This is a genomic window from Pseudomonas sp. FW300-N1A1, from assembly GCF_058789115.1.
Genome location: NZ_JBYTBK010000022.1, coordinates 77,105 through 89,637 on the forward strand (window position 1 = coordinate 77,105; position 12,533 = coordinate 89,637).

The window sequence follows — 12,533 nt, forward strand, 5'->3', positions numbered from 1 at the left end:
ACGAATCACCAAGGCCCCCCTCGAATTACAGAAGCCTGAGGGGCGACCGAACGTACCGGGTAAAATCGCCCCTTAACGTTGGCTGACTGTTTTTATCCCTTGCGTTGAACGCTCCTGCAGCAATGTCCTGGGCAACACAAACCCTTCGAAACTGCGTTGGGTAATCGGGTTGTTGGCCTTCTCCGCGCCGATCCGATATCGCATCAGGCCATCGGCGATGCCGAAGGTCAGGTCGACACTGGTGGCGGTGCGGCCATTGAGCTGCCCGCGGCTGAGCAGGCGAAACAGTGACCACGGGCCCCGATAGCTCAAGGACGCGGTATTGCCATTGCTGTGAACCAGAGTCACCTGGCTGCCGCTGGCATTGCCCAGGGTATTGGGCCAGACCAGGCCGGTGCGTTGAGGGGCACCGTGTTGATAGGGAATCAACTGTCCGTCAACGCTGAGCAGGCTGCTCAGGCGGGTGGCACTCAGGGCCAGGGGCTCGATGGTGAGCTGGACCGCCAGGGCACCGCGATGGTTGAAGAAGGTGTCGCGGATACGTTCGGCGTTCTTCAGTTGCTCCAGCACGTCGCTGCGCACCAGGTAAGCACCGAGACTGTCGGAGTACAACGCATCGAGGTTGTCCTCGAGGAACACGCTCAGGTACTGATCGTGGAACTGCTGCAAGCGCCCCTGCGGCCCGAAGAAGGCCTCGAAGTCATCCAGCGAGGCATCCTCGCCGCTGGCCTTGAACGGATAACGATTGGCCAGACGCTGCTGATAGAAACTGTAGACCTCACTGTCCCAGCGTTTTTCCAGTTCACGCAGGGCTTCGACCACCAGCACCTGGGCGGTCTGGTCGGCGAGCTTCTTGACCTGTTGGTTGATCGGCTCCGGCAGGCCCACGGCAATGCGTTGCAGGTTGGCGATCGGGTCGGCGCCCACCAGGGAAAAACGATTGAGCACGGCTTTGAGCGCCGCCTTGCCAGGATCCGGGTTGTCCTGCACGGCCTTGGCGTAGTCGTAGACCGCACCCACCGAACGCAGGGTTTCTTCGTAGTAGGACGGTTGCTCGCCCTTGGCCGTGAGCAACTCCGCCAAGCCGGCGAACGCACGACGAATACCCACTGCCTGCAGCTGATCGTCCGGCAGCTTGTCGGTGCTGACCGGCACTACACCCTCGACCAGCGGTACCGCGGGATAGATCACGGTGTTGTCACGCAGGGTTTCCAGCAGACGCCGCAACGGCTGCGCCGGACCGGTCACCTGCTCCAGCACCGCCACACCGTGGCTCAGGTCCTGGAAATCGGTGACCGCAAACTGGTTCAGCGCCCGCCGCCAGCTGTCGACATAGTCGGCGCTGTACAGTGCGCGAATGCGTTCAGTGAGCACCTTGCGGTCTTCTTCGGAGTAATCCAGCTCCCGCCGCTCGCCGAGCACCCACTGGTCGATCATCGCCAGTTCGGTGATGTCCCGGGCGCCAGGTTCGAAGTACTGCTTGAAGCCCTTGGCGGTGAGCAGCGAGGCCAACACCAGCGCACTGCCATCGGCGGTATGCTCGGAGCCGGCCAGCGGACGATAGATGATGTCGAAGGCCGGACCCACCTCGTGGCGCACATCCAGGGCACTCTGCAAACGTGCGTGCGCGTCCTGTTTCAGGGTCATGTAGACCCGTTCCGCCATGGGCAACTGACGCAATTGCTGTTGCACCTGGGCGATGCGCTCGCGATGCTGCGGCAGGTCGGCGTCGGCGTATTTCAGGGCGTAGTGCAGGTGCCGCATCAGCTCGACCTGGAGTTGCCCCTGGCCAGGGTAGGCGCGCTGCCACTGGGCGGCGACCCACTCCTCGACGATGGCCGGGCGGCGGTTATGCCGTTCCTCGATCATGCGATAGACCCGCAGCGCCGCCAGTTGCCGGTTGCTGCCGGCTGGCGCGGCGTTGATCGCCTCCAGCGCACCGCTGGCGATGGCCGGTAGAAAGCGCTTGGACAGCAGATTGAGGTAGGCCTCGTCCACGGTCGGACCAATCGCCCTGCCCTGGTACAGGCCCATGTCCGAAAGCAACGGCCAAGCCTCGCGGTAGTCACCAAAGACCGAGACCGCATCGCGAATCTGATTCAACGGCACCAGCAGGTTGCGACCGCTCGTGTCGATCTGTGCATCGATATCCCGCGCACTGAACTCCCGGCTCTTGGCCAACACACTCAGTGCCTTGTCGCGGTTGACGCCAGAGTAGAACTGCCACGTCCCCAGCGCCAGCAGACACCCCATGGAGGCAACACTGAAGCCGGCAATCAGCAGCCGCCGTTTGCTACGGGCAACCTTTATGTTGTCGCCGGCCAGGCCGGCTTCGGGGTAGATCACGCGCTGGAACAGTTGTTGGGCCGAGTAGACGAGATTTCCCCCGGCACGCTTGGCGTGCGCAGCCGGCGCGCCCAGATCATGAGACTCTGCCGCGGCATCCACAAAACAGTTGAGCATTACCCCCTGTTGACAGACCGAAGAGAAATAGACCCCTCGTACGAGGGCTGACTGAGTGTGGCGGCCACCGTTCAAGGCATTGAACAAAAACACACTCAGCACATGGCGAATGCCTGCCAACTGGCGCGAGACCGCCAGCAGACGATGCCGATGCATCGCCATTCGCGGGTCGCTCAGCGCGTCCATCACCCGCTCACCGAATCGTACGGCGAAACGTGCGTAGCTGCTGTCGAACTCTTCCAGCCAGGCATCATGGCGATCGACCGAATTCAGCGAGAACGTGAAGCCCATCACTTCATCGCGCGCAGCAGCGGGCAAGCGACTGAAGAACTCTTCGAAGCCCTCCAGCAAGTCGATCTTGCTGAGCACCACGTACAACGGCAAGCGAACGCCCAGTTGTTGCGTCAACTCATCCAGGCGCGAGCGTATTGCAGTCTGCGCGGCTTGACGCTCTTCAACGGATTGCGCCATCAGCCGCGCAAGATCGATCGTCAGCACAATGCCGTTGAGCGCCCGGCGACTGCGGTTGTCCGCCAACCATCCGAGCAAATGCGCCCAGCGCCGTGCATAGGTCGGCGGCGCCCCTTCGTCCGCCGCCATGGGCTGGGTGAAAAAGCCGCCCGGGGTGTCGATCAGTACCGCCTCATGCCCCAGCCACCATTGCACGTCGTCGCGCTCTTCCCTGCCAGGTTCATCACCCCGCCGGGCCAGGTCGAACAGCGGCACATGCTCGTTGAAGCGCGAGACCAGGCTGGTCTTGCCGGCCTCCTCCGCCCCCAATAGCACATACCAGGGGAGCCGATAGATATCCTCGTGGGCAAGTCTTTTGCGCAATACCGCCAGACTCTGGTCCAGGCTGCATTGTTGGCGTTCGAGATCCTGCAGGCCGGGGTCCCCTGCAAGCGCGCTTGCCTGACGGCGCTCGGCCTGCCATTGCCGGTGGCGAGCCTGCAACCGCAGCCCCCAGATCAGCAACGGCACCATGACCACCCCAACGCTGGCTGCGATACGCATGGACCACTCAACCAGCGGTTGATGACCCTCCCACACCCAGTGCGGGCCCAGCCACCAGATACCGATCAACGCGATCACCACACCCAGCACCACCAGGACCGGCATGCTCACCTGAAGTCGGCGTTGAGTGCGGGCGGCCGCGGCGCGGAGTGTTTTCCAGAAATTCAACATACGCTTACCCATCCATTGAACCCATTGCCTGTACCAGGACAGCGCGACGGGTCAGTCCATTTTCGGCAGAAAGTCAGTGTCGACGCTGTAACGGCTGGGGCGGTCAGGGTCGATCCAGACCTGTAGTTCTTTGGTTGTCAGGTACGGGGTCGGGTCAAACCAGACGTTCTGGCTGTAGAACAAACGGACTTTGCGGCTGGTCGGATCGAGCCACTGCGTGACGATCCGCCAGGGATGGCGGCCATTGATACTCAGGGCGACATTCGGTTCCACGCCCATCACCCGGGCCTGGATGGATTTGCCAATGCGCTTGAGCTCAAGCGCCCGGCGCTCGGCACGCCCGGGTGCCAGGGTGATGAACCAGACGCACACACCGCCCACCAGCGAAGAGATCAGCCCCATGCCCGCAAAAAACAGGCTGACAAACCAGTTCTGCGCAAAGGTATTGATACTGGCCCTGGCAGGATCCTGCGGCGCATAAAGCACCGATACGGGCTCGCCACGCGCAAATGCCGGTGGCTTCTGGCAGACGCTGCCAGTGAATTCAACCCGTCGCTGCGCCTGCGTCATGAACTCCACGGTGATGCATCCCTCGCGGACATCAACCACCCGGCCGGAGGTTTCAACCATCGTGGCTTGTTCCGAGACACGATTGAAGTGCCGCGCGACGGCGGCCGTCAGCATCAACACACCGACGATTACAAATATCCATGGCCATGTTCTTTTCATGATTGCTCCTTTTCGAGGGGGGTAGATGTTCAGAGTGAGCGCCATCGTCCAGGCACGGCTTCGCCCGCCTGGTGTGTCAGGTGCTTGATGAGGTCGAGGGACATCCAGATCGGGCGAGCGCACGGAGGGCTCAGGTAGCGGGCCGTCATTTCAGTGGCCCGCTCTGTTGGATGGCACAGCGGTAGCTGTTTTGGGCGTAGTACTCGCCCAGATCCGGGTTGCTATTCAAGCGGCGCATCGTCATTGATGCACTGGGGGTCCAGACCGACATGCCTCCGCGTTGAACTTTATCGATTCCCGTTTCCGGTCCCTGCGGGTTGTCTACTGGGGAGTTCTGATAATAGTCGGCGGCGTACCAGTCGTTGACCCAAGAGACGGCGTTCGCAGCCATATCGTGAAGGCCCAAAGGATTCGGGGGATAGGCACCCACTGGGTGTATAGCGCTGTTGCCACTAATGCTCCGGTCCAGTTCAATGCTGCCATTATCGGTGGCATACACTACATATCGACCTCCCGAACGCGCCGCAAACTCATACTGAGCTTCAGTGGGCAGGTCTACCGGAAGATCACTCAGCTCTCCTAACCATAGGCAGTAGTCCTTGGCTTCCTGCCACAGTTTGCTGCGTGCCGGTAGGTCAGGGGCAAATCTCTTTGGATTGCTTATTCGCGGGGCGATATCAATCCCCAACTCATGCTCCAAGGCACGCGGTTTGGCACCGTAGATCGGTAAACCTGCAAACAGGCGAAACCGGTCGTCTTCAGCAATGGTGGTGTGATATTTGGCCATGTAAAAGCTGTCCAGCCGCACCGTGTGCAGTGGCCGGGAGTCGGCTTTCGGCACCAGAAACCACAGCTCGTCCCTCGGTGCACCGCACGGCCACTCACACATGTTCGCCGGGTCATATTCACCGACCCAACCAAAGTCGCCCATCTCAAATGTCCCGCCTTCGACGAACACCATGTTGTCGATGGCGGTAACTACGTGCTGGAGCAGAGCGCGGCGCTCCGAATCAACTTGTTTGGGGTAGCGCTGATCAATGCGCTCGGCAATCGCAGCGACCTGCTTGGGGCTGAGTGATTGACTGGGAGTCACGCTGTTTTGATTGCAGGCGCCGAGCGTGAAGGCCAACAGCGCCAGGCATGAGAATCGAGAGATTGAATCCAGATAATGAGCCGTCATTTCAGTGGTCCACTCTGTTGGATGGCACAGCGGTAGCTGTTTTGGGCGTAGTAATCCTCCAATACCGGTTTGCTGTTTAAGCGACGCATCGTCATTGAAGCACTAGGGGTCCAAACCGAAGTGCCTCCACGTTGAACTTTCTCGGTGCCGGTTTCCGGACCTTGGGGATTGTCTACCGAAGAGTGTTGGTAATAATCGACGGCGTACCAGTCGTTGACCCAGGAGACGGCGTTATCACCCATTTCATACAGGCCGAGCGGATTGGGAGGGAAAAAACCGACAGGATAGATAGACTTGCCACCGTGAACGTTTTTGCCTCTGATCACACTGCCAGTGTCAGTGGAATACACCACATAACGACCGCCGGAACGGGCGGCGTATTCATATTGGGCTTCGGTGGGCAGATCTACCGGAAGGCCGCTCAACTCTCCCAGCCATAGGCAGTAGTCCTTGGCTTCCTGCCATAACTTGCTGTAGGCGGGAAAGTCAGGCTTGAACATGCTTGGAACTCTTAGACGATATGGACGAGTTAAGCCGTCCCTACGATCCTCCTCCGTCAAATCCATGTTGTAGAAAGGTAAACCCGTAAAAGTACGAAACCGATCATCCTCAGCAATGGTGGTGTGATATTTAGCCATGTAAAAGCTGTCCAGCCGTACAGTGTGCAACGGCCGAGAGTCGGCCTTCGGCACCAAAAACCACAGCTCGTCTCTCGGCACTCCACACGGCCACTCACACATGTTGGCCGGGTCATACTCTCCAACCCAACCGAAGTCGCCCATCTCAAAGGTCCCGCCTTCGACAAACACCATGTTGTCGATGGCGGTGACTACGTGCTGGAGCAGAGCGCGGCGTTCCGAATCAACTTGTTTGGGGTAGCGCTGATCAATGCGCTCGGCAACTGCCGCGACCTGTTTGGGACTGAGTGATTGACTTGGAGTCAAGCTGTTTTGATTGCAGGCGCCGAGCGTGAAGGCCAACAGCGCCAGGCATGAGAATCGAGAGATAGAACCGTAATGAGCCGTCATTTCAACAGCCCGCTCTGTTGGATAGAGCAGCGATAGCTGTTTTGGGCGTAGTACTCGCCCAGATCCGGTTTATCGTTGTGCCGCCACATGGTCATCGCTAGCTGTGGTGTTGACACTGAGTCGCTACCGCGCAGGACCTTTTCAGTACCGGTTTCTGGACCCTGCGGGTTATCTACCGGGGAGTTCTGATAGTAGTCGACGGCGTACCAGTCGTTGACCCAGGAGACGGCGTTTTCACCCATTTCATACAGGCCGAGCGGGTTAGGAGGGAAAAAACCAACAGGGTAGATAGCGTCACTACCATGGGCATTTTTGCCTCTGATAACACTGCCCGTGTCGGTTGAATACACCACATAACGACCACCAGAGCGGGCGGCGTATTCGTATTGAGCTTCGGTGGGCAGGTCTACCGGTAGATCGCTTAACTGTCCGAGCCATAGGCAGTAATCCTTGGCCTCCTGCCATAACTTGCTACGGGCAGGAAAGGCCGACTTAAACAAATCCGGGTTCCTGACCCGGTAGGATTGAGTCCGTTGATTCTGTTTGTCTTCGACCGTCAAATCCATTCGGTAATAAGGGAGCCCAGTGAAGCGTCGAAACCGATCATCCTCAGCAATGGTGGTGTGGTACTTCGCCATATAAAAACTGTCCAGTCGTACAGTGTGCAACGGCCGAGAGTCTGCCTTCGGTACCAGAAACCACAGTTCGTCCCTCGGCGCACCGCACGGCCACTCACACATGTTCGCCGGGTCATATTCTCCGACCCAACCGAAGTCGCCCATCTCAAATGTCCCGCCTTCGACGAACACCATGTTGTCGATGGCGGTGACTACGTGCTGGAGCAGAGCGCGGCGTTCCGAATCAACTTGTTTGGGGTAGCGCTGATCAATGCGCTCGGCAACTGCCGCGACTTGTTTGGGGCTGAGTGATTGACTTGGAGTCACGCTGTTTTGATTGCAGGCACCCAACAAGAAGGACAAAAGTGCCAGGCATGAGAATCGTGAGATAGAACCCAGATAATGAGCCATCATTTCAGTGGCCCACTCTGTTGGATAGAGCAGCGATAGCTGTTTTGGGCGTAGTACTCACCCAGATCCGGTTTATCGCTGTGTCGCCACATGGTCATCGCTAGCTGTGGTGTTGACAATGCGTCACTGCCGCGCAGGACCTTTTCAGTACCGGTTTCCGGTCCCTGCGGGTTGTCTACTGGGGAGTTCTGATAGTAGTCGGCAGCGTACCAGTCGTTGACCCAAGAGACGGCGTTATCGCCCATTTCATACAGGCCGAGCGGATTGGGAGGGAAAAAACCGACAGGATAAATAGACTTGCCACCGTGAACGTTTTTGCCTCTGATCACACTGCCAGTGTCAGTGGAATACACCACATAACGACCGCCGGAACGGGCGGCGTATTCATATTGGGCTTCGGTCGGCAGATCTACTGGAAGGCCACTAAGCTCTCCCAGCCATAGGCAGTAGTCCTTGGCTTCCTGCCAAAGCTTGCTGTAGGCGGGAAAGTCAGGCTTGAACATGCTTGGAACTCTTAGACGATATGGACGAGTTAAACCGTCTCTACGATCCTCCTCCGTCAAATCCATGTTGTAGAAAGGTAAACCCATAAAAGTACGAAACCGATCATCCTCAGCAATGGTGGTGTGGTACTTCGCTATATAAAAGCTGTCCAGTCGTACAGTGTGCAACGGCCGAGAGTCTGCCTTCGGTACCAGAAACCACAATTCGTCCGTCGGTACACCGCACGGCCATTCACACATATTTGCCGGGTCGTATTCACCGACCCAACCAAAGTCACCCATCTCAAAAGTTCCGCCCTCGACAAATACCATGTTGTCGATGGCGGTCACTACCTGTTGCAGCAGAGCACGGCGCTCAGATTCAGCTTGATCTGGGTAGCGTTGATCAATGCGTACGGCAATCGCAGTAACCTGCCCAGGGCTCAGCGATTCGCTTGGAACCACAGCGCTCTGATTACAGGCAGTCAGCACCAGGGCAAACAACCCCAGACAGGCAAATCGAGACAAGGTCATTGGCGTTGCATCAGACATAACGCCCCCCTTCTGGCGCCCAGATTTCCCGGGCTGCCAGCAATGTTTTGTACTTATCGTTGGCATTCATCGGTTGCCACGGTAGCCATTGTGGTAACGGTTGGCCGGGCACGGCTTCGCCGGCATGTTCGGCCAGACGCTTGATGAAGTTGGAGAATTCCTGGGCCTGTGCTCTGCTCAAATAACTGCGGATACGCTTGACGCTATCGGCTGCGGAAACAACCTCCGCTGTCGGGTGCATGCGCTCCAGTATCAGATAGAACTGGCGCCAACTGCTGACCTGTTTCAACAGGTGAACGATGGCTTTTTCCGTTTGGTTCTTGAAGGCGAAGAGGTAGAAGTCGCTGAGCATGTACAGTACGGGCCCCAACACTTCAGGCGGGAGACGACACAAGGGAATACGTTGCGTCCCGAGTTGCAGCGGTTCATCGTTCAGGATGCGCTCGGCTAATCGACCAGTTGAGGCAATATTCTGTGCCCGATCTTTCCACCATCGACTGAGAGTTTCAGTCCCTAGCTCCATTACCCCATTCAACGTCTTCCCCGGTTCACTCAACAGCCGCGAAACGCCTTGATAAAACAACACAAAGGCATCTTCGTTAATGCTGAACAAATGCCGGAAATCCACCTCGCTCAACGTCTGGTACACCACCCCCACCAGTTCCCCGATTTTCTCCAGGTCCACTAAGGTGCCAAACCCACCCCCGGCCCCCGGACCGAACACCAACTGACCTTGGCAGTGGAAATACAACTTGCCTCGAGTAAGCACGATCTGAAAATCCAACGTCGCCCCCGCCCCATAGGCCACATTGCCTTCCGCGCGCAACTCCACCAGGGCTGCCCATTGGGCGTCTTGCCGGTACTGGATATCGGGGGCCATCCACTCCAGTGCGCCGGTCAGCGCACCGCCGAACTGGACGCCGGCGAACAGGCTGCCCTTGACTTGCACCGTGCCGCCGCGTGAATCCAGTTCCGGGCTCAGCAGCAAGGCGCTGGCTCCCGATGGGGCGTCTTTCCATTTGACCCCGGCCGTGGCGTTGCCGACGCCCACGGCACCGATAAAGCAATTGAGTTCCAGGGCGCCGCGCAGGCGAAATGCGCCAAAGCGGTGGTACACCCGCTGCCCCTCGGCGTTCCGGTAGCTGAAGTAGCAGTCACGCCCGCCTTGGCTGGGCTGGAAGGCGGCGAAGGTGATCTTGCCTTCGCCCAGGGCATAACTGGCCAGGCCCTTGGCCCCCAGGGAGATCGTGCCGGCCTCGGGGTCGAAGCCGGAAAAGCCGGCGCTGGCCTGGGCGGCAAACCGCATCAGGTGGGCTTCGGTGCTCACGGCATAGGGCGCGTGCTCACTGCTGTCCGAGGTCCAGTCGAATTCCTGGTGCAGGGCATTGATGGCGCTGTCCTGGGGAAATTTCCAGCTCTTGAGCCGCGCTTCCAGTTGGCCCAGAGGCTTGGCCAGGTCTTCTCGAACGCGTTGGCCGACCTGCTGGCGGATATCGCGCACCAGTTCACCGGCACGGTTCTTGAGCCCGGCGCCATCGAGCCGGGTGCTCGCGGGTCGCCGTCCGACCGTGACCCGCATGGCGCTGCGCAACCCGTCGGCGGCGGATTGAGAGATGTAGTAGCGCCGGTCCGGGCGGCTGAGGACGATGACTTCCACCACCCGGTTACCGCTGCGGGCGCGGGTAACGCTGGCACCGGCGACCTGTCGGGCGCCCAGGGACGTGTCCGGCAGGGTGGCGGTGGCGATCGTGGTGGTGCGTTTCTGCACGGCGCTCAGCCGCGTCTTCAAGCCGTCGACCTCCGCGTCCAGGGCCGCACCGACCTTTTTGCCAATCAGGCAAACGTCATCGTCGCTGAACCAGCCGCACAGACTGGCAAATTCCTCGCGCTGCTTGAGCAAATCGGCGATGCGCCCCTGGACGTCCTCATCGGTGGTCAGGCGAATGTCTTCAGCCTGCACCCGCGCCTGGTGCAGGCTGAGCAAGCCGGCCCGTTCGGCCTCGCGCGCCCATAAGAGCTTCTGGCAGGCCTGGCAGCCACAGGTCTCCTCGGTGGCGTCGCGCTGCCCGGCGATGCAGGCCTGCGGCTGCTCGGGCAGGCCACTGACGATACCCTGGAAGTCCTTGATCAACCCTTCCACCGCGTTGATCGCACGTTCCAAACGCTGCTGTTCATAAGCGCTGAGCACGTAAAAGGTGCTGTCGTCGCCGGTGATGTGCACGGCGTCAACCCGCTGTTGCTGACAGGCTGGGGGGCAGATCGGGTTGCTGTCGTAGAGACTGTCGGCGAACACCGGAGGGGGCAGCGTGAGGGGCGAAGGTCCGGTCATGGTGTCGTTCCTTTGAGGTACAGGGATTCCAGTTCAGAAAGTTTTTGTGCAAGGGCCAGGTCATCGCGCCGCAGTAGCAACTCGGCCTCGGGTTGCCGCCAGAAGTCGCTTCCATCAGACAAACACAGCCGGAGCCAGCGTTCCTGCTCACGCGCAGTGCTGTACCCACACTCGCGGGCAGCCACCAGCCCTGCAAATACCCGATGCAGCGCCACGTGCGGGTCGGCGGGCAAACAACTGGCGTAGTGACTGGCCAAGGTCATGGCGCTGTCCCACAGCCGCTCCCGGGCCAGTTGTTCGACAAACTCGGCGTCGAACCGCAGAGTCGGTGCCTGCGAGGCGGTTGAGAATGCCGGCGCGGGGGGCGACCACTGATACCAACCCTGTCCGCCGTGCCAGATAAACGACTCGACAGGGCCGGCCAGCGCCGCTCGCTGGACAGGCGTGAGTGCGCTGAGCAACGCGCGCAAACCACGAGGATCAAACCAGCGGGTGATCGCCGGTTGACCGTCCGTGCCCTTGGCCCACAGTCGATCCCGCAGATGCTCGACCAGGGCGTTCCAACCCACCCCATCCCGAGGCCGGATCACGATGCCCAGTGGCTCGCCGGTCAACCGCTGCACAATGGCCGTGAGACTTGCACTGTCAGGTAGCAGCGCGACCAGATGCGGGCCGATCCTGGCCAGTGCCTGTGCCGGGGTACCGCTGAACAACGCCTCCACCGACCAGCCGGGGGTTTGTCGATCGGCGTACAGCGCCGCTGACAGTGACTCGTCCTGGCCCGGCTCAAGCAACAGATACTCGCCTCTGGACCAGCACTGAGGCGAAGCCCCGTCGTGGTACTCCAATCCGGGCAGGCGGTCAGCGATCAGGGTGAAGTGCGCAGGATTCATTGGCGTCAAACTCACAATGGCTGGTCACCTGCAGGGCCCCGCTTTCCAGCGCCTGCAGATAGGATTCAGGGGAAGGGAACGTCGCCGGTGCCGGGCCGGTGGAGGGTGCAATGGCCAACGACTGATCCGTGATGGGCTCGACCGCGCCTGGGACGGCACCGGTTTTCACTTTTACGCTGCTGTAAATGCCACTGGGGTCTATCCGCAGGCAATGGCCACCGGCTTGCAACGTCAGGCTGACACCGGCATCCAGCACGATTTCGTCACCGGCTTGCAGGTGGATTTGTCGCCCGCTGCCCATCCCCAGGCGCCCTGCCACTGTCAGCGTGCGGTTACCGGCAACGCTCAGATGGTCGTCAGCCTCGATGGCGGTCGTGCGCGGGCCCTTGACGTGGTGCTGCTGTTCGCCGTCGATCCGCGAGCGGCTGTTGCCGCGAATCGAAAGCTGCCGGTCGTTGCCAATTTCGAGGTGCTCGTCATGGCCGATGTCCTGCCGACGGTCGTTACCGACACGAGTGCTTTCGTTGTTCCTGACCACGACGTTCTGGTCTTTCTGCGCATGGATAAACACCTCCTCCTGCCCCAGCTCATCCTCGAAGCGCAGCTCATTAAAACCCTCGCCCTTGTGGGTCTTGCTCTTGAGCGTCATGCGCGTCTTGTGTTT

General features: G+C 59.8%; 9 protein-coding genes. All 9 read right to left on the reverse strand.

What is annotated here, in order from left to right; translation table 11 throughout:
- Positions 1–72: 72 nt before the first annotated feature.
- Complete coding sequence (tssM, locus tag AC3WQN_RS16185; RefSeq protein WP_103399950.1) at positions 73–3,648, reverse strand: type VI secretion system membrane subunit TssM; 3,576 nt, start codon at positions 3,646–3,648, stop codon at positions 73–75.
- 51 nt (positions 3,649–3,699) lie between these two features.
- Complete coding sequence (locus AC3WQN_RS16190) at positions 3,700–4,377, reverse strand: DUF3592 domain-containing protein (RefSeq protein WP_158248600.1); 678 nt, start codon at positions 4,375–4,377, stop codon at positions 3,700–3,702.
- A 145-nt stretch (positions 4,378–4,522) separates the two neighbouring features.
- The gene (locus AC3WQN_RS16195) at positions 4,523–5,557 is read right to left on the reverse strand and encodes a formylglycine-generating enzyme family protein (RefSeq protein WP_103399948.1); all 1,035 of its coding nucleotides are present in this window, start codon (positions 5,555–5,557) and stop codon (positions 4,523–4,525) included.
- On the reverse strand, positions 5,554–6,585 hold the full coding sequence (locus tag AC3WQN_RS16200; protein WP_103399947.1) for a formylglycine-generating enzyme family protein: 1,032 nt from the start codon (positions 6,583–6,585) through the stop codon (positions 5,554–5,556). Before AC3WQN_RS16200 ends, AC3WQN_RS16195 begins: the two co-directional genes overlap by 4 nt.
- A complete protein-coding gene (locus tag AC3WQN_RS16205; protein WP_103399946.1) occupies positions 6,582–7,616 on the reverse strand; it encodes a formylglycine-generating enzyme family protein in 1,035 nt (344 codons plus the stop codon). Before AC3WQN_RS16205 ends, AC3WQN_RS16200 begins: the two co-directional genes overlap by 4 nt.
- Complete coding sequence (locus tag AC3WQN_RS16210) at positions 7,613–8,647, reverse strand: formylglycine-generating enzyme family protein (protein WP_256587257.1); 1,035 nt, start codon at positions 8,645–8,647, stop codon at positions 7,613–7,615. The genes AC3WQN_RS16205 and AC3WQN_RS16210 overlap by 4 nt, the downstream gene beginning before the upstream one ends.
- On the reverse strand, positions 8,640–10,976 hold the full coding sequence (locus AC3WQN_RS16215; protein ID WP_492589326.1) for a hypothetical protein: 2,337 nt from the start codon (positions 10,974–10,976) through the stop codon (positions 8,640–8,642). Before AC3WQN_RS16215 ends, AC3WQN_RS16210 begins: the two co-directional genes overlap by 8 nt.
- Positions 10,973–11,869, reverse strand: coding sequence for a DUF4123 domain-containing protein (locus AC3WQN_RS16220; RefSeq protein ID WP_103402405.1), 897 nt, complete (start codon positions 11,867–11,869; stop codon positions 10,973–10,975). The genes AC3WQN_RS16215 and AC3WQN_RS16220 overlap by 4 nt, the downstream gene beginning before the upstream one ends.
- A partial coding sequence (locus AC3WQN_RS16225; protein ID WP_492606945.1) for a bacteriophage T4 gp5 trimerization domain-containing protein occupies positions 11,838–12,533 on the reverse strand: 696 nt, incomplete at its 5' end. The genes AC3WQN_RS16225 and AC3WQN_RS16220, both read right to left, overlap by 32 nt.